General features: G+C 63.3%; 16 protein-coding genes. 2 read left to right on the plus strand and 14 right to left on the minus strand.

The features are described from left to right. Window positions 1-6: 6 nt before the first annotated feature. The 6 genes from ACOZK4_RS13280 to ACOZK4_RS13305 form a co-directional block, all read right to left on the minus strand. Window positions 7-837 (minus strand): carbohydrate ABC transporter permease, encoded by an 831-nt coding sequence (locus tag ACOZK4_RS13280; RefSeq protein WP_421592283.1) that lies wholly within the window; start codon window positions 835-837, stop codon window positions 7-9. Window positions 838-841: 4 nt separating this feature from the next. Further along, entirely contained in the window at window positions 842-1,765 is a 924-nt protein-coding gene (locus ACOZK4_RS13285; protein ID WP_421592284.1) for a carbohydrate ABC transporter permease, read from the minus strand. A gap of 89 nt (window positions 1,766-1,854) precedes the next feature. Next, window positions 1,855-3,114, minus strand: a complete 1,260-nt coding sequence (locus ACOZK4_RS13290; RefSeq protein ID WP_421592285.1) for an ABC transporter substrate-binding protein — start codon at window positions 3,112-3,114, stop codon at window positions 1,855-1,857. A 38-nt stretch (window positions 3,115-3,152) separates the two neighbouring features. Beyond that, a complete protein-coding gene (locus ACOZK4_RS13295) occupies window positions 3,153-4,325 on the minus strand; it encodes a PLP-dependent transferase (RefSeq protein ID WP_421592286.1) in 1,173 nt (390 codons plus the stop codon). Next, the gene (locus ACOZK4_RS13300) at window positions 4,322-5,044 is read right to left on the minus strand and encodes a FadR/GntR family transcriptional regulator (RefSeq protein WP_421592287.1); all 723 of its coding nucleotides are present in this window, start codon (window positions 5,042-5,044) and stop codon (window positions 4,322-4,324) included. The genes ACOZK4_RS13295 and ACOZK4_RS13300 overlap by 4 nt, the downstream gene beginning before the upstream one ends. Before the next feature lie 179 nt (window positions 5,045-5,223). After that, entirely contained in the window at window positions 5,224-6,162 is a 939-nt protein-coding gene (locus tag ACOZK4_RS13305; RefSeq protein WP_313527423.1) for an ATP-grasp fold amidoligase family protein, read from the minus strand. Between the two features lie 89 nt (window positions 6,163-6,251). On the opposite strand from ACOZK4_RS13305, the gene ACOZK4_RS13310 reads away from it, so the two are divergent. Then, window positions 6,252-7,760, plus strand: coding sequence for a lipopolysaccharide biosynthesis protein (locus tag ACOZK4_RS13310; protein WP_421592288.1), 1,509 nt, complete (start codon window positions 6,252-6,254; stop codon window positions 7,758-7,760). A gap of 6 nt (window positions 7,761-7,766) precedes the next feature. Here ACOZK4_RS13310 and ACOZK4_RS13315 read toward each other — a convergent pair whose 3' ends face one another. The 7 genes from ACOZK4_RS13315 to ACOZK4_RS13345 all read right to left on the minus strand — a co-directional run bounded on the left by ACOZK4_RS13315 (window position 7,767) and on the right by ACOZK4_RS13345 (window position 15,060). Next, the gene (locus ACOZK4_RS13315) at window positions 7,767-8,942 is read right to left on the minus strand and encodes a polysaccharide biosynthesis protein GumK (protein ID WP_421592289.1); all 1,176 of its coding nucleotides are present in this window, start codon (window positions 8,940-8,942) and stop codon (window positions 7,767-7,769) included. A 79-nt stretch (window positions 8,943-9,021) separates the two neighbouring features. Next, the gene (gene mnhG, locus ACOZK4_RS13320) at window positions 9,022-9,411 is read right to left on the minus strand and encodes a monovalent cation/H(+) antiporter subunit G (RefSeq protein WP_421592290.1); all 390 of its coding nucleotides are present in this window, start codon (window positions 9,409-9,411) and stop codon (window positions 9,022-9,024) included. Continuing rightward, entirely contained in the window at window positions 9,408-9,689 is a 282-nt protein-coding gene (locus ACOZK4_RS13325) for a K+/H+ antiporter subunit F (protein ID WP_313527417.1), read from the minus strand. Before ACOZK4_RS13325 ends, mnhG begins: the two co-directional genes overlap by 4 nt. Then, window positions 9,686-10,162 carry a Na+/H+ antiporter subunit E gene (locus ACOZK4_RS13330; RefSeq protein WP_421592291.1) on the minus strand — a complete coding sequence of 159 codons (477 nt, stop codon included), beginning with the start codon at window positions 10,160-10,162 and terminating at the stop codon, window positions 9,686-9,688. Before ACOZK4_RS13330 ends, ACOZK4_RS13325 begins: the two co-directional genes overlap by 4 nt. Before the next feature lies 1 nt (window position 10,163). After that, window positions 10,164-11,807 carry a monovalent cation/H+ antiporter subunit D gene (locus ACOZK4_RS13335; protein ID WP_421592292.1) on the minus strand — a complete coding sequence of 548 codons (1,644 nt, stop codon included), beginning with the start codon at window positions 11,805-11,807 and terminating at the stop codon, window positions 10,164-10,166. Beyond that, on the minus strand, window positions 11,804-12,142 hold the full coding sequence (locus ACOZK4_RS13340) for a Na+/H+ antiporter subunit C (RefSeq protein ID WP_117370310.1): 339 nt from the start codon (window positions 12,140-12,142) through the stop codon (window positions 11,804-11,806). The genes ACOZK4_RS13335 and ACOZK4_RS13340 overlap by 4 nt, the downstream gene beginning before the upstream one ends. Continuing rightward, entirely contained in the window at window positions 12,142-15,060 is a 2,919-nt protein-coding gene (locus ACOZK4_RS13345) for a monovalent cation/H+ antiporter subunit A (RefSeq protein WP_421592293.1), read from the minus strand. The genes ACOZK4_RS13340 and ACOZK4_RS13345 overlap by 1 nt, the downstream gene beginning before the upstream one ends. Window positions 15,061-15,956: 896 nt before the next feature. Between ACOZK4_RS13345 and ACOZK4_RS13350 the strand changes: the two genes are divergently transcribed. Beyond that, window positions 15,957-16,274, plus strand: a complete 318-nt coding sequence (locus tag ACOZK4_RS13350; RefSeq protein WP_421592294.1) for a DUF2934 domain-containing protein — start codon at window positions 15,957-15,959, stop codon at window positions 16,272-16,274. 14 nt (window positions 16,275-16,288) lie between these two features. On the opposite strand, the gene ACOZK4_RS13355 is transcribed toward ACOZK4_RS13350, so the two are convergent. After that, window positions 16,289-17,335, minus strand: a complete 1,047-nt coding sequence (locus ACOZK4_RS13355) for a glutathione synthase (protein WP_421592295.1) — start codon at window positions 17,333-17,335, stop codon at window positions 16,289-16,291. Between the last annotated feature and the right edge of the window lie 4 nt (window positions 17,336-17,339).

The following is a 17,339-nucleotide window of genomic DNA, read 5'->3' on the forward strand; positions in this document are numbered from 1 at the left end:
GCCCTTTCAGCCTTTGACCGCGCCGGCCGTCAGGCCCTGCACGAGATAGCGCTGGATGAGGAGGAAGAAGAGGCAGGCCGGGATGAGCGCGAGCACGCCCGCCGCCATCATCTGCCCGAAATCGACCGAGAATTTCGAAACGAAGGTGAGAAGCCCTACCGGGAAGGTCGAGGAATCGTTGCCCGAGATCAGCATCAGCGCGAAGAGCAGTTCGCTCCAGGCCGCGGTGAAGACGAAGCCGAGCGTCGCGGCGAGGCCGGGCAGCGTCAATGGCAGGATGATCTGGCGGAAGGCGACGAACTGCGTGGCACCATCGATCATCGCCGCCTCCTCCAGATCCTTCGGAATGCCGTCGAAGAAGGACTGCATGAGGAAGGTGGCGAAGGGCACGTTAAAGGCGGTGTAGACGAGGACGAGGCCGGTGAGGCTGTTGGTGAGCCCGAGCGGCGAGAGCATCTTGAAGATCGGCGCCACCAGCATGACCAGTGGGAACATCTGCGTGATCAGCATCAAGGCGACGATCCAGTACTTTGCCCGGAACTGGAAGCGCGACAGCGCATAGCCGGCAAGCGAGGCGAGGATCGTTACCGTCACCGCAGTGGAGCCGGCGACGATGAGACTGTTCTTGAAGAAGGTCGGGAAGGCGCTGTGCGCGATGACGAAGGAATAGTGCTCGAACGTCGTGCGCGACGGCCACATCCGCACGCCCTCGCTGTAGAGCAGGTCGTTCGGCGTCACGGACACTTTCAGGAGCCAGAACAGGGGGAAGAGTGCAAAGACGATATAGGCGAGGATCGCCAGGCGATGCAGGATGGTGAGAACGGGTTTGCTTCTCATGGCATCACCCCTTGTTGAGCAGCGTCTGCCGCAGCAGCACGATCAGCAGCGAATAGACGAGCAGGAGCACGAGCAACACGAGGGCAATCGCCGAGGCATAGCCGAAATCGAGCCGCTTGAAGGCCTGCGTGAAGATGTAGCTCGCGACGATCTGGGTGCGGTCGGCCGGCCCGCCATTGGTCATGACGATGATGAGGTCGGCGAAATTGGAGATCCAGACGGTGCGCAGCAGGATGGTGATGGCGATGGTCGGCGCCAGGAACGGCAGCGTGATCGACATAAAACGCTGCACCGGCCCTGCCCCGTCGATGCTTGCGGCCTCGTAAAGGTCACGCGGGATCGCCTGAAGCGCAGCGAGCAAGGTGATCGCGAAGAAGGGGATGCCCCACCAGACATTGGCGGCGATCGGCCCCCACATGGCAAGCTGCGGGTCGGACAAGATGTTGTTCGGCGCATCGAGCAGGCCGAGCGCATAGAGCCAGTGCGGCAGCGGGCCGATCACGGGATTGAACAGCCACGCCCAGTTGAGGCCGGCCAGGAAGCTCGGCACCGCCCAGGGCAGGAAGACCAGCGCCTGCGCCAGACCGCGCCCGGCGAAGGGCTTGTCCAGGAGTAGTGCGAGGATGAGACCGAAGATGAACTGCAGGAAGACCGAAGCCCCCGTCCACCACAGCGTGTTGCGCAGCGCCCGGAAGAAGGCCTGATCCTGTCCGAGCGCGCGGAAATGATCGAGCCCGATGAAACCGCCCGAGAACGGGTTCAACAGCTGGATATCGCGAAAGGCGTAGGAAATGCCGAGCGCCAGCGGCACCAGCATGATGCCGACGACAAGGATCAGCGCCGGCGCGCTATAGAGATACGGTTCCGACGCGTCGGCGATCCGCTTTCGAAGCGGCTTTGCGGCGTGCGAATGGGCGGCAAGGGTCATCGTCTCGCTTCCGTTAGGTGGCGGGGCGTTTCAAGAACGGGAATGTCTCCGGGCGGAGCCTCGTATCTCCGCCCGGAGGTTCCTCAGGCCTATTTCTTGGCGAGGAACTTCTGCTGTGCCTTGGTCAGGTAATCGGCCCACTGGTTGGCCAATTCCTCGGGGGTGATGTCGCCGAGAAGAGCCTCCTGCGAGGTCTTGATGACGAGCGAATCCTTGAAGAAGGCGAACTCTTCGAGATGCGTCGGCATGACGGTCGGCACGGCATCCTTGTCTTCAAGCTCGGCGAACCAGCCCTTGAACTGTTCGCTGGCATAGAAGGGATCCTTCTCGGCGGACATATGGACCGGCAATGCGCCGGTGCGCTTGTTCCACTCGATATTGCCCTCCGGGCCTTCAAGCGTTTCGATCAGCTTCCAGGAAAGGTCCTTGTTGGCACTGGAGGCGAACATCGACCAGCCGGCGAAACCGATCGTCGGGAAGGTCTTGCCATCAGGCCCCTTCGGCATAGTCATGATGCCGTAGTCTTCCGCCTTCATGCGCTCGGCAATGGCGATGAGCGCATCCGGATCCTGATCGAGGAAGGCGCAGGTACCGGAATAAAAGCCGGCGACGATCTCGTTGAAGCCCCAGTTGACGCTGTCCTTCGGCGCATAACCGTTCTTGTAGAGGTCGATCACCCAGGTCAGGCCTTTCACCCAGCCTTCACTGTTGAAGGTGGAGGTGCCGTCTTCGTTGAAGAACGTATTGGAGCCGGCCATGGAAGCGCCGAACATCACCCAGCCGTTCAGGCCGCCCGGACCGCCACGCAGGCAGTAGCCGTACTTGCCCGGAAGGGCCGAGACCTTCTTGGAGGCCTCCGCAAATTCGTCCATCGTCTTCGGCGGCTCGGAAACACCGGCCTCCGCAAGCAGCTTCTTGTTGTAGAACATGGCGCGCAGATAGAAGCCGTAGGGCAGCATGTAGGCCGTGTCCTTGATGTCGCGGCCGAGCTCCAGTGCACGCGGCGTCAGGCCGGCTGTGTACTCCCATTTGGCGAGATAGGGCTCGAGGCTTTCGAGCATGCCGTTGTTGGCATAGAGCGACAGCCAGGTATCGGGCATTTCCACGACATCAGGCACTTCACCGGCGGAGACCATGGTGGCGAACTTCTGGAACGCCTCGCCCCAGGGCAGCGAGATGATCTCGACCTTGGTCCCGGGGTTCGCGGCCTCGAATTTTCCGACGATGGATTTCAGCGTCTCGGTGCGCTCGGGGCTGGTGATCACCTCGACGAGCTTCAGCGTCGTGTCGGCCAGCGCACTCGTCGCCATCAACGCGGTGAGCAGGGCTGCGGTCAAAAGTCTCTTCATGGTCGTTCCCTCTTTTCTCTTTGCTTTGGATTTTGACGTCAGGCTTCGGTCGCGGCAGAGATCGCCGCTTCCAGATCACTCCACAGGGCCTCGGTTCCCTCCAGGCCGATATGGAGACGCACGGACCGCGCGTGAATGCCGAAGGCATGCGCGGAATTGGGTTGGGCCTTCTGCTCCAGCACGACCTCGCCCGGCACGATCAGGCTCTCGTGCCCGCCCCAGGAGACGCCGAGCTTGAAAAGCTTGAGATGGTCGGCGAAGGCCCTGATATCGACGCCCTCGCGGAAGACGAAGGAGAACAGGCCGGACGTGCCGGTAAGCCCCGGCGGCAGGCGGTTGGCGAGGGCGGGATGGCAGACCGTCTCGACGATATCGAGCGCCTGCAGGCGCCTGGCGATCTCCAGCCCCGCCGCCTCATGCGCCCTCATGCGGATCGGCAGGGTGCGCAGGCCACGGATCAGGAGCCAGGCATCGAAGGGCGAAAGCTTGCCGCCGAGATAGGGATAGGCTTCCGAGCGGATGCGGCCGACCAGTTCCTTCGAGCCGGTGACGATGCCCGCGACCACGTCGCTGTGCCCGCCGAGATATTTCGACGCCGAATGCAGCACGAGATCGACGCCGAGCGACAGCGGCTTCTGGAAGATCGGGCTCGCCCAGCTGTTGTCGATGACGCTGACAGCGCCGTGCCGCTTGGCAATCGCGGCGAGCGCGCCCACGTCATGCGCCTCCATCACCCAGCTCGTCGGGCTTTCGATATAGAGCAGCTTGGCGCCGGGCATGGCCTTCTCCATGGCCTCCTCATCGCGCCCATCGACATAGGTCACCTCGATCTTCATGCGCTTCAGATGCGTGCCGAACAGGCGGAAGGCATCTGGATAACAATGGCGCACGGCGACGATGCGGTCGCCGGGCTCGACGAAGGAGAGCACGGTGGAGGAGATTGCCGCCATGCCGCTGGCAAAACCCAGCGCATCCTCGCCGCCTTCGAGCTTCGCCAGCATTTCCTCGAAAGCACGCACCGTCGGGTTGAGGCCGCGCGTATAGATCGGGCGCACGATCTCGCCGCGATAGGCCGAAACCATCTCGTCATAGCTGCCGAAGGTGAAGAGCGAGGTCTGCACGATGGGCGGCACCACGGCCTCGAAGGCATTCGCCTCGTCATGGGCGACGATCAGCGAGGCAAGGTCGAACGGATCGGCTCCGTTGGTCATTTGGACATTTCCTTGATGTCTTCCTCGACGACGTCGAGGATCTTGAGCGTCTCGATGCGCGCGGTCTCGGGGTCCTGCGCGGCGATCGCATTGAAGAGCGTGCGGTGGAACGGGAAGGAGCGGCGGGCGAAATCCTGCCGATCGAACGGTTCTTCCCAGAAGCGCTCGAAAGCGTCCCGCATCTGTTCGAGAAGCTGCTTGAACAGCGGGTTGTGCGTGGCGTCGTAGATGGCGAGGTGGAAGGCCAGGTCCTCCGGGCCGGACGTGCCCTTGGCGATATGCACGCGCTCCATCTCGTTGAGCTTTTCCTCGATGATGACGAGGTCCTCGGCCGTGCGGCGCCGCGCTGCCACCATGTTGGCTTCGCATTCGATGCCGCGGCGAACCTCCAGCGTCTGGAGGAGGATATCGCGCAGATGCGCCGCATCGAAAGAGAGCGGCATGTGCACGGTCGCCTTGGTGATCGGCTTCAGGAGGTAGGTGCCGCTGCCCTTGCGGCTTTCGATGACGCCGAGCGCCTGGAAGTGGCGGATCGCCTCGCGGATCGTCGAGCGCCCGACCACCAGCGCCGCCATCAGCTCGCGTTCGGCCGGCAAGCGGTCACCCGCCTTGAGGCTGGCCCGGTCGATGTAGGAGGCCAACGCCTCCGTCACCTGCCGCGCGCGATCGATCGGCGGCAAAGGCGCGATTTGCGGCCTGCTGCTCGGTTCTGATGGCATGACGCCAATTCCCCTGTTTCGTGCCAGCTTCTCAAATTGGTCTGACATCTTAGCATTATGCGGCGCGCTTCCCCTGTCAAGAGGCTAATCATCCGTAAGCAGATCGATCACCCATGAACGAACAAAGGGCCGATCCTTTCGGACCGGCCCTTGTTGAAATTCGCGGGGAAAGCGGGAGATCAGGCGACCTTCGGGATCTCGAAGCCGAGGGTCCATTTGTCGCCGAGCAGCCGATCGTATTCCGGCGGGTCGAACCGCTCGAAGCCGCCGCCCGGATAGAGCGTCAGTTCGCCGAGCTTGATCCAGCCGTCGGCGGCATAGAGGTCGATCCGCAGGAAATCGAAGCCTTTGCCGATCGTCTGCGCGATGCGCATCATCTCGTCGAAGCGCGCCGGCTTCGACACCTCACCCGGATAGGGCGTCAGGTAATCGGGATCATGGAACGGCAGGCGCTGCCAATCCGGCGTGTAGTGGCAGGCATAACCCTTGCCGTCCACGCGCAGGTTGACCTCGACATGCGAGACGACGCCGTCGAAGGTGAAGAAACGGTAATCCCACGGCACGCCGCCATCGACCACCAGCATCGCCTCGATCAGGACCTGCGGCTTGACCTGGCTATAGGCCCATTCGCGATTGAAATGCGCGTGATCGAGCGCCAGCCAGCCCTGCACCGGATTGTCTTCGAGCAGCCGGCTTATGTCCTCCTGCGTGTAGAGGAAGCGGCCCTGTGCGCTGGCATGGGTCGGCTTCACCACGGCCGGCAGCGGCACCGTCGACCAATCGACCGTCGCAAGGTCGGTTCCGACCCAGTAGGTCGGCGTCACATAGGCGGGGCCGAGCTTTTCCGCGACGAAAGGCTTTACGCCGGCCTTGTCGACCAGCGTGGCGTAGATCGGCTTGCGATCGTAAAGTTTGCGCGCCTGCACCTTCTCGCAGAAGGTCTTGGGGCGGCCGATGTCGGGCCACTCGCCCTTGATCGACCAGTATTTAAGCTTCAGATAAGATTTGTCCGGCAGCGGCGCGATGATGCGCCAGATCAGATGGCGGAACATCTCCTTGAGCGTCCGCTGCTGGTAGCCGGGAACAAGGAACGTTTCCTTGCGAACCGGGTTCTCCATGATCGCCCCCAAATACCTTTATTTTGTCATACCTCACCAATGACCGGCTTTATTTAATTCAAAGTTATCTTTTCGTGGGAAAAGGGCGGATGACCAGCGTTCTCGGCTCCTCCCTGCTCAACCTGGCAGCCACGCTCGTATCGCTGGTTGCGGGTTTCCTCGTCAGCGTCATCAATGCGCGCGTGCTCGGCCCCGCCGGCTCAGGCCTCGTCGCCTATGCCATGTGGGTCATTGTCTGCACGGCAGCCGTTGCCGATCGCGGCTTTCCGCAGATGGTGCTGCGCTATGTCGCCGCCGCGCGCGACAGGGGCGAGGATGCCTGGGCGCCGATCGTGCGCCGTGCCTTTTCGGCCCTGCTGCCCTCCGTCGCCCTCGCCTTCGTCGCCATGCTGGCCTTCGGCATTTATCATCGGCTTTCGGGCGCACCCGCGCCCTGGATATGGATTGGCGCCAGCCTGCTCTTCCTGGCCTATGTGCTGGCCGCCTTTTCGGCGGCAGTTGCGCGTGGACGCGGGCATTTCGGCGAGGTCGCCGCGACCACCGCCGTCGGCAGCCTGTTCCAGGTACCGGTTGTCTTCGCCGGCGCCGTCTTCGTCGGGCCGGGCGGCGCGCTCATCGGCATGCTGACCCGCTACCTGCCGCAGGTCTTCAGCCTTTCCCACCATCTCGACCGCCGCACACCCTCCAATCCCGCCGCATTGACACCTGAAATGCACCGCTACCGGCGCAGCATGTGGACGACGGATGCGATCGACATCGTTCTTCTCACACGCATCGAATTCCTCATCGTGGGCTATTTCCTCGGCGATGCGGATGTCGGCTATTTCGCCGCCGCCGTCGTCTTCGCAGGGTTGGTCGGCCAGTTGACGCTACAGCTTTCGCCGGCCTTCCTCGTCGGCCTCGCCGCACGCACCGCCAGCGACGAAGCCGGCCCGCCCGATGCGCTCTATCACAACAGCCTGCGGCTCACCGCGCTGTTCGTCATGCCGCTCGGCATTGGCGGCGCAGCTGTTATCTCTGAACTCATTCCCATCGTCTTCGGCGAGGATTTCCGGCCCGCAGCGAGCGCTGCCGTGCTTTTCATGCTGGCCTCCGTGCCGGCGGGCCTTGCCGTCGTGCCCTGGGCCTATCTTGCGGCGCACGAGCAGGGCGGCCGGCTATTGCGCGTGACACTCGTCTCCGCAGCGCTTCTCTTCCTGCTGCTGGTCGTTGTCGTTCCCACCGGCGGCATTCTCGGCGCGGGTGCGGCACGCATCCTTTCGGAAGGCTTGACGCTTGGCCTTCTGCTGATGGCCGTCGGCGTCCATGGCGGACCGACGGTTCCCTGGGGCGCCCTTGTCCGTACGCTCGTTGCCGCGAGCACCTGCGGCGCCGCTGCTTTCGCAACGACGATCCTGCTGCCGGGTCTCATCGGCCTGCCGGTCGCCGTCATGCTGGGTGCACTCGTCTATGCTGGCGCGGCCCGGCTGCTCGGCCTGATCACCGCCGACGAGGCCGATCGGATCGTCGGCATGATCGAAGGGAAAGTGCCGGGACGATTGCGCCCGCTAGCCCGGCGCCTCGTCGGCCTCATCGCCGCAACGCCTGCGTCCAGCTGATCCTTTTCAGGCAAAAACCGTGGTGAGCGTCTGCCGAGCCACGTCATCCCAGGTCAGGATGCCATCACGATAGGCTTCGCGGTGCGGCAAGACGAGGGCTGCATTGACAATCGCGCGCCAATCGTTCTCACTCTCGAGCGAATAGGTGATCTCGTTGCCGCGCGAAACGGGGATGATGTCGGGCAGAAGGACCGGCAGGCGGCAATAGCCGTATTGCAGGAGCTTGAGGCTCGATTCGGCGAGATAGACTTCGCTGCTGTTCACCCGGTAGGGCGCCAGGCCGATATCGGCATGGCGGATATAGGCGGCCAGCGTCTCGAACGACTGTTCGCCATGCACGCGGATATTGACCGGCGCATCGCCGCGCCAGCGGATGCCGAAGAGATGGAAGGTGACGTCAGGCGCAGCAGCCGCCATCGCCTCGACGGAAACCTGATCGAACAGCATGTCGCCCACCGCGACCGCATTACGGCTGCCCTCGGGATAGGGCGAGACCTCGGCGCGGTCGAACACGCCGCCTTCGATGCCCTGCGGCACGAAATGCACCTTGCCGCCGGGCGGCAACATCTCGCCCAGCCGGCGCGAGGGCACGCAGACGCTGTCGAAAAGCCCGATACCCCGCGCCTCGACCTCCCGCAGATAGGGTGCCGCCCCGACGCTCCGCAGAAGGTCGCGGCAGAAGTACAGAAGCTTGGCCCGCGGATTCAGTCGGCGCACGACATCCAGGAAAACGATGGGTGTGCCGCTTTCGATCACGACGAGATCGGCGGCTTCTATCCTGTCTCTTACGAAGGCGGGAAAGTGACGGCCGTAAAGCGCGAAGAACGGCTTTACCAGCACATTGACCAGTGGCCTTGCCGTGCTGAAAGCATGAAGCGGCGGCAGATAGGCCCCGGCGAAGAGATGGGGCTCGATCTCAGCGTAACGGTTGCCCTGCTCTCGGCGTAACGCTTCGTAGCGATCCTTTTGCTTGAAGCGGCTCAGCGCGCTGTGACCGACCGTGGTGAAGAACACGTCATTACCGGCCGCCGCCCAGCGGCGCGCCACGAAATGGATGCTCGCTTTCCGAAACCCTTCCAGGAAGACGTGCGACGACAGGATGACAATCTTCTTGCCATCCGGGATCGGCTTCCCCGAGATCGACGTTTCGCGGTCGATGGAAAATGAGCGGCTGTGGTCCATGGCGAAAAGTTATACGCGATAGCCTTAACATTGCTGGAATAACGCCGGCAACTTTTTGTGCACTATCGGGTCAATCTGCCTAGCTGGCCGTGCCGTCCTCGATCGTTGCTTGCGCCGGCGCTTCGCCCGGAACATCCGGATTTCCTTCGGCCCGGTCCCTGTGCAGGGTCGCGCGGGCCAGCAGCATCAGCGTCACCGGCGTCGTGACGGTCACGAAGATGCCGATCAAAATCTCGTGAACGACAGGCCTTGTCGAAAGTACCGTGAAGAAGATCATCGAGGCCATGACGATGCCGCCGGTGCCCCAGCTGGTGCCGAGCGTCGGCGCGTGGATGCGCTCATAGAAGGTCGGCAGGCGCACGAATCCGATCGTGCCGATCAGCGTCAGGCCGGCGCCGATGACGAGGAAAAAGGCGACGGCAAGGGCCGCCCAGGACGGCAGGTCGGCGGCGTGTTCGATGCTGCTCATTCGATCACTTCCCCGCGCATCAGGAATTTGGCGAGCGCCACCGTGGCGACGAAGCCGAGCATGCCGATGACCAGCGATGCCTCGAAATAGATGATCTTGCCGGTGCGGATGCCGAAGACCATCAGAAGCAGCATCGAATTCACATAGAGCGTGTCGAGCGCGAGAACGCGGTCCTGCGCACGGGGGCCGCGCGCCATACGCAAGGCCGCAAGCGCCATCGCGATGACGAGGCAGACTTGCGCAAACACCATCGACCAGGAGAGGATCGTGTGGCTCATTCGAAAATCTCCATCAGCAGCGCTTCATAGCGGCCCTTGATCAGGACCTGCCATTCCGCTTCGTCGACCAGGTCGAGCACGTGGATCAGCACGGTCCGGCTCAGCGAATTGTATTCCAGCCAGGCGGTGCCCGGCGTGCTTGTGACCACGACCGCCAGCACGGCCAATGCCGTCGGGTCCTGCAGGTCGAGCGGCACGGTGATGAAGCCGGACCGGAAACGCCGCCCGCGCCCCGCGACCAGGATCGAGGCGACGGCAATGTTGGAGCGCACGATATCGTAAAGTACGATGCCGACGAGTTTCGGCAGCAGATACCATTTCGGCATGCGCGGTTTTGCGGGCCGGAGCGCCGCCATGCCCCAGGAGGCGAAGACCGCGACCACGCTGCCGAGAATGAGGTGCCCGAAGGTAAAACCGTTGAGGGCGAGCCACATGAGGACGAGCGAGGCGCTGAGCAGCGGATAGGGCAGCATGTCAGATCCCTCCCCCGCCATCCGGCCCGCTCGCCTCGGCGACACCGGCCCGGCGCGCATTGATCACCGCATTGATATAGGTGCCGGGCTGCTGAAGATTACGCACGGTCTCTTCCATGTAGTGCATCGCCGGACCGGCCTTGATGGCGAGCGTCAGGGTCAGCGCGATCAGCAGCATGACCGGCGCCATTTCCATGACAAGCACCCGCGGCACCGTTCCTTCCATCGAGGCCCAGAAGGTGCGGATGCCGGCACGGGTCATCGAGATCAGCGCGGCAAGGCCCGAGAGGATGAGCAGACCGACAATCCACCAGACGGAGGCCGGAACCGGCTGGTCCGCGCTGACGCCCATGCCGATCATGCCCGTCAGCATGGCGAATTTCGCAACGAAACCGGAAAGCGGCGGCAGGCCGGACAGGAGGATGCCGCAGGCGGCAAAGCAGGTGCCGAGCACGGCGATCGTTCCCGGCATGGTCACGCCGATCTCGACCTCCTGCTCCTCCTCGTCCGCATCGCCATAGGCTTCCATGGTGACCGCGAGAACCGAAGCGCCGGCATCCTGCCCGCGTTCGACGAGTTCGATAAGCATGAAGAAGGCGCCGATCGTCAGCGTGGAACTGACCATGTAGAACAGCGCGCCGGCCGTGACCTCGCCATTGCTGAGGCCGAGCACCGCCAGAAGCGTGCCGGAGGAGACGAGCACCGAATAACTCGCCAAACGGCCAAGCGCCTGGGAGGCGAGTACGCCGATCGTGCCGAAGGCGATGGTCGCCATGCCGCCATAGAGCAGCACATTGAGGCCGAGGCCGGCGGATTCACCTTGCCCGAAGACGAGCAGCGAGAGGCGCAGGATCACGTAGATGCCGACCTTGCTCATGATGGCGAAGATGCCGGCGACCGGGGCGACAGCCGCGCTATAGGCCCCGGGCAGCCAGAAGTTCAGCGGCCACATACCGGCCTTGATGAGGAAGACGACACCGAGAATGGCCGCCCCCGCTTCGAGCAACATGCGCCGCTCGCCCTCGATTTCGCCGATGCGCAGCGCAAGGTCGGCCATGTTGAGCGTACCGGCCGACCCGTAGATCGCGCTGACGCCGATCAGGAAGCAGAGTGCGGCGGCAAGGTTGACGGCGATGTATTGCAGGCCCGCCTTGACGCGCATCGGGCCGGAACCGTGCATAAGAAGTCCATAGGAGGCGGCGAGCATCACCTCGAAGAAGACGAAGAGATTGAAGAGGTCGCCCGTCAGGAAGGCGCCGTTGAGCCCCATCAGCAGGAACTGGAACAGCGAGTGGAAATGCGCACCGGCGGCGTGCCAGCGGGCAAGTGCGAAGACCAGCGCGGGAATGGCGAGGATCGACGCGAGCACCAGCATCAGCGCCGAGAGCCGGTCGACGATCAGCACGATGCCGAAGGGGGCCGGCCAGTTGCCGAGGAGATAGACGCCGTCGAAAGCCCCCTCGCCGCCCCCGCCATTCGCCAGCCGGAAGAGGTTGATGGCGATGGCGGCGAGCGCCAGGGCCGAGACGACGCTGATCATGGCTTTGACGACACGCTGGCGCTCGTCGAAGAACAGGAGAAGCGCGCCCGCGATCAGCGGAATGACGATCGGCGCGATGATGAGATGTTGCTGCCAGCCGCTCATTTCGGCTGCTCCCTGCCGTCGACATGGTCGGTGCCGGTGAGCCCGCGGGCGGCGAGCAGAACGACGAGGAACAGCGCCGTCGTCGCAAAGCCGATGACGATCGCCGTCAGCACCAGCGCCTGCGGCACGGGGTCCGTCAAAGTCGAGACATCGACGCCTTCACCGAGCAGCGGTGCGGCGTTGGATTTCACGCCGCCGACGCCGAAAATGAAGAGATTGACGGCATAGGAGAGCAGCGACAGGCCGATGATGACCTGATAGGTGCGCGGGCGCAGGATCAGCCAGACGCCCGAGCCGGTCATGATGCCGATACCGATTGCGAGAACGAGTTCCATCAGGTCTCCTCCGCCTTGGGGGCGTCGAGACCGCGGACCCGATGCATGCGTACGGATTGGTGGGCAAGCGCGATGAGGATCAGCACCGTCGCGCCGACGACGAGCGAGAAGACGCCGAGATCGAAGAGCAGTGCGCTGGCTGCCGGCACCTTGCCGATGAACGGCACCTCTATGTATTGCGAATGGGTCGTCAGGAACGGATAGCCGAGCAGCCATGCGCCCATGCCGGTCGCCACCGCCATGATGAGGCCGAAGCCCATCCAGCGCAGCGGCAGAATGCGCAGGCGATCCTCCGCCCAGCGCACACCGCCCGCCAGATATTGCAGCAGGAAGGCGATGGCCATGGTGATGCCGGCGGCAAAGCCGCCGCCCGGCAGGTCATGGCCACGCAGGAAGAGATAGACCGAAAAGGTCGCGATAACAGGGAACATCCACTGCATGATGACCGAGGGCACGAGCAGATAGTCGCGCACCGTGTCGCCCGCCGAACGCTCGGGGCGCTCCGCATCGAAGGCGTTCTGGATGCGCTGCTGCTCCGGCTTCTCGATGCTGTCGGGCGCCGGGCGGAAACGGCGCAGGAGCGCAAAGATCGTCAGTGCCACGATGGCCAGCACCGCGATTTCGCCCATCGTATCGAAGCCTCGGAAATCGACGAGGATGACGTTGACGACATTGCGCCCGCCGCCTTCGCTATAGGCCTTGTCGAGGAAGTAGCTGGCGATCGCATCCGGCACCGGCTGCGTCATGATGGCGTAGGAGAACAGGAACATGCCTAAGCCGCAGGAAATCGCGAGCAGGAAGTCGCGGAAGCGGCGGCTGCGCGCCGAAAACGTCACAGCATTGTCGACCCTCTCCGAGCGCTTCGGCAGCCAGCGCAGGCCGAGCAGCAGGAGAACCGTCGTGACGATCTCCACGACGAGCTGCGTGATGGCAAGGTCGGGTGCCGACAGCCAGACGAAGGTGATGCAGGTGGTGATACCGGCACCGCCGAGCAGGACGAGGGCCGCAAGCCGGTGGTACTTTGCCTGGTAGGCCGCGCCCAGCGCACAGAACGCGCCGATAGCCCAGACGGCGGCGAAGGTCGGATCGATATCCTTGAAGACCAGCGGTTTCGGCGAAAAGCCCGCAAGATAGAGCGAGACCGCGCCGGCCAGGAAGCCCGCGGCCGCGACGAGGCGGAGCTGCGGCTGGAGATGGCGCGTACCGAGATTGCTCTCCAGCCAGCGCGCCCACTTCCAGGAAACGGTGACGAGGACACGTTCGAAGATGCGCTGGCCGCCGAGATGCCGGAAGAGCGGCGGCCCGTCGTCGCATTTGGCAAGATAGTCCTTCAGCACGAAATAGAGCGCCGCACCGCCGACGAGCGCGATCACGCTCATGATCAGCGGCGTATTGATGCCGTGCCAGATGGCGAGGCTGTATTCCGGTGTGCGATCGCCGAGCACCGAGATGACGGCGGAATGCAGGAACGGGCCGATCGACAGGCTCGGGATGATGCCGACGACAAGGCAGGCAAGCACGAGGAACTCGATGGGGAAGCGCATCCAGTGCGGCGGCTCGTGCGGCTTGGTTTTCGGCAGGTCGGTCGGCGGCGGACCGAAAAAGACCATATGGATGAAGCGCAGCGAATAGGCGACGGAGAAGGCCCCGGCCAGTGTGGCGATATAGGGCAGGATGCGGTCGAGCACGGAATCGGCATGCGTTTCCACCGCTTCGGCGAAGAACATTTCCTTGGAGATGAAGCCGTTGAGCAGCGGCACGCCGGCCATGGCGGCACTCGCCACCATGGCAAGCGTTCCCGTGATCGGCAGGTATTTGAGAAGCCCGCTTAATCGCCGCATGTCGCGCGTGCCGGTCTCGTGGTCGATGATGCCGGCGGCCATGAAGAGCGACGCCTTGAAGGTGGCGTGGTTCATCATGTGGAAGATCGCCGCGACCGCCGCGAGCGGGCTGCCCAGGCTGAGCAGCGTGGTGATGAGGCCGAGATGGCTGATCGTCGAATAGGCGAGCAGGCCTTTCAGGTCCTGCTGGAACATCGCGAAATAGGCGCCGAGGATCAGCGTGCTGATGCCGGCGATGCCGACCAGCATGAACCATTCATAGGTGCCCGACAGGGCCGGCCAGAACCGCACCAGCAGGAAGACGCCGGCCTTCACCATGGTCGCGGAATGCAGATAGGCCGAGACGGGCGTGGGCGCCGCCATGGCGTTCGGCAGCCAGAAATGGAACGGCACCTGCGCGCTCTTGGTCAGCGCCCCGATGAGGATCAGCACGAGCGCGGTGAGATAGAGCGGATGCGCCTTGATCAGGTCGCCCGAGGCCAGCACCACGTCGAGATCGTAGCTGCCGACGATATGGCCGAGCACGAGCAGGCCGGCGAGCAGGCAGAAGCCGCCGATGCCGGTGATGGTGAGCGCCATGCGCGCGCCGTCGCGGGCGGCGGCATTGTTGTGCCAGTAGCTGATCAGCAGGAACGAGAAGATGCTGGTGAGTTCCCAGAACACCGAGAGAAGGATGATGTTGCCCGACAGCACGATGCCGAGCATCGAGCCCATGAAGGCGAGCAGGAACGAGAAGAAACGCGGAACAGGGTCCTCCTCGGACATGTAGTAACGCGCATAGAGGACGACGAGGAAACCGATGCCGGTGACGAGCATCGCAAAGAGCCAGGCGAAACCATCCATGCGCAGCGTGACGTTCAGCCCGAGCTGCGGCAGCCATTCGAGGTCGAGCCGCACCTTGCCGCCATCGCGCACCGAGGGATACAGCACCGCCGTCAGCACGAGGGCGACGAAGGTCACGGCGCCTGCCATGCGCGCGGCAAGGACGCGCGAATCGGTCCTCAGCAGAACGATCGCCGCCAGGCTTCCCGCGAAGGGAAGGCAGACCAGCAGGACCAGAATCATTTCACCTGTCATCGTTTGATCGATCGCTTTCGAACGTCAGAGCATCTCTACAATGCCGCGAACCGGCACCATCGGAAAGCCGTGCGATCGATGTCAGCGATCGATACGGCCGTCAGGCAAAAACCACCGGAGGGGCACGGGCACCCCGCGCCTCAACATTGCTCCTGCCGGCGCCGCCGGGCGAAATCGTGGCAATGGCAATGCTCTCCACAGCCTTCAAACGAAGCGCAAACGCGCCCGGCAGACAGGCGAAATCGATGCTCCCAGTCGACGGGGGAGCGACTTTGGCGACGCTGCCGCGCTTGCGGCAATCCCGCTCGTTCGTGGAAGAGGCGTATCCCGCCGGTTTCTGCGTGCCATAACGAAGCACTTTTGCGACGCTGCTTGCAGCAGATGGCGCCGGCAGCGTGGTTATCAACAGAAGAAGGCAGGTGAACGCTGTGCAAAAGAGGCCAAGAGCCCGACGAACCGGTCGATGCTGCTGCCGTGTTGCTGTCAAACGCCCTGCCTCTCGATGCCGTTGTCCAGGAATATTCTCTCGTCCGGACAATACGTTGGCGGGATCGGCACTGTCCACCCGCAAGGGAAAACTTTTGCGAAATTCCGGCAATTTATCGCACTTCGCGCAAGGATTTCCTTGACCATTCCTCTTGCGGGAAAGGGTGTCGCAGGTTGCGCGCCTTGATGCCATCGGCCTTTGGGCGCATTCTACCGCTGCGAATCGCATGTAGCAGACCTGCTCCGGCACGGCTTACGCCGGGAGCGAAAGGTGCGTCGAATATCTGGACCTGCCAATGGTCATTGTCATGGCTAGGGGGCCGTCCAGCGAGTTCCGTGTTCCGGTTTCTGCCCGCACAGTCCGCAGCATCCCGGCACGGCGTCAGTTCACTCTCAACCGGGGATACACGATGACGGATGCACGCAAGGAATGGATCAGCAAACGGGCCTATTCGATCTGGGAAGAAGCAGGCCGGCCCCATGGCGAAGACAACACCCACTGGGAACAGGCTGTGCGCGAGCGCGACGAATTCGAGCGGGTGGCGCTCGCGCCGGAGGCCGCGCCTGCGAAATCGGCGAAGAAACCGCTGATCCAGATCTCCAAGGGCAAGGACGCCGAGGCCACCAAGCCGAAGAAGAAAACCGCCGGCGCCGAAAAACCGGCCGCCGCCGCCAAGGCGGTCGCGAAAGCGAAATCCGTCAAGGCGGCAAACAGCAAGCTAATATGATCTGGCCGATCTGATCAGAGCGTCGCCAATATCCTGTTGGCGATCGCGCCCGCATAGGCGTCGCGCTGGGTGACCTTGTTTTCCAGCGCGACGATGACGTTTTCGGAGAAATCCACGCCGTAGAGATCGAGCATCGAACTCAGCCCGCCGGGTGTGAAGACGTTGATCTCCAGGATCTTGTCACCGACGATATCGAGGCCGACGAGAAACATGCCGTCTTCCACCAGTTTCGGCCGCACCATCTCGGCAATCGCCAGGATTTCCGGCGTGATCTCAACCTTCACCGCCGTTCCGGCGGCATGGATGTTCGAGCGCACCTCGCCCTTGGCCGGCACGCGGCGGATCGCGGCATAGGTGCCGTCCTTTTCCAGCGGGCGACCGTTCATCAGGAACAGGCGGATATCGCCCTCGGTCGCCGCGGCCAGGTAATTCTGGGCAATCAGGTAGCCCTCACCGCTCACGGCCTCGAAAATCTGGTTCAGGTTGGCTTCGCCGGTCGAACCGATCTTGAAGACGTTCTTGCCGCCGGAGCCCTGCAAGGGCTTCATGATGACGCCCTCCTTGTGCAGGTCGATGAAGCCGCGGATCTCGTCGATGCTCTTGGAAATCAACGTCTGCGGCCGCACGGCCTGCGGAAACCCCTGGAAATAGAGCTTGTTCTGGGCAAGCGACAGACCGTCCGGATCGTTGACGACGAGCGTGCCGCGCGCGGCGGCAAGCCGCCCGAACATCGCTCCGACATGGGCCGCCCAAGGCCTACCGTCGGCATCGAGCGACGGGTCGTTGCGCAGGAACAGCACATCGACTTCGGAGACATCCATGGTCTCGATCTTTGCCTCGTCGCCCTGAAGCGCGGCGTGGAAACTCTCGGCCTTCTTGTAGCGTTTGCCAGGCAGCACGCGGCCGCGCACCGAAAGACTATCATCGGCGCGCAACACGAAATCGCCCGGTGTGAGGTAGCAGATGTCGTGGCCGCGCGCGAGTGCGGCCATCGCAAGCGATGTGGTGGTGAAAGTCGGGGTCTCGTCTTCGATCGAGTTGACGAAAAAGGCGATACGCATGGTT

It is taken from the genome of Shinella sp. M27, from assembly GCF_049199905.1.
Lineage (GTDB): Bacteria > Pseudomonadota > Alphaproteobacteria > Rhizobiales > Rhizobiaceae > Shinella.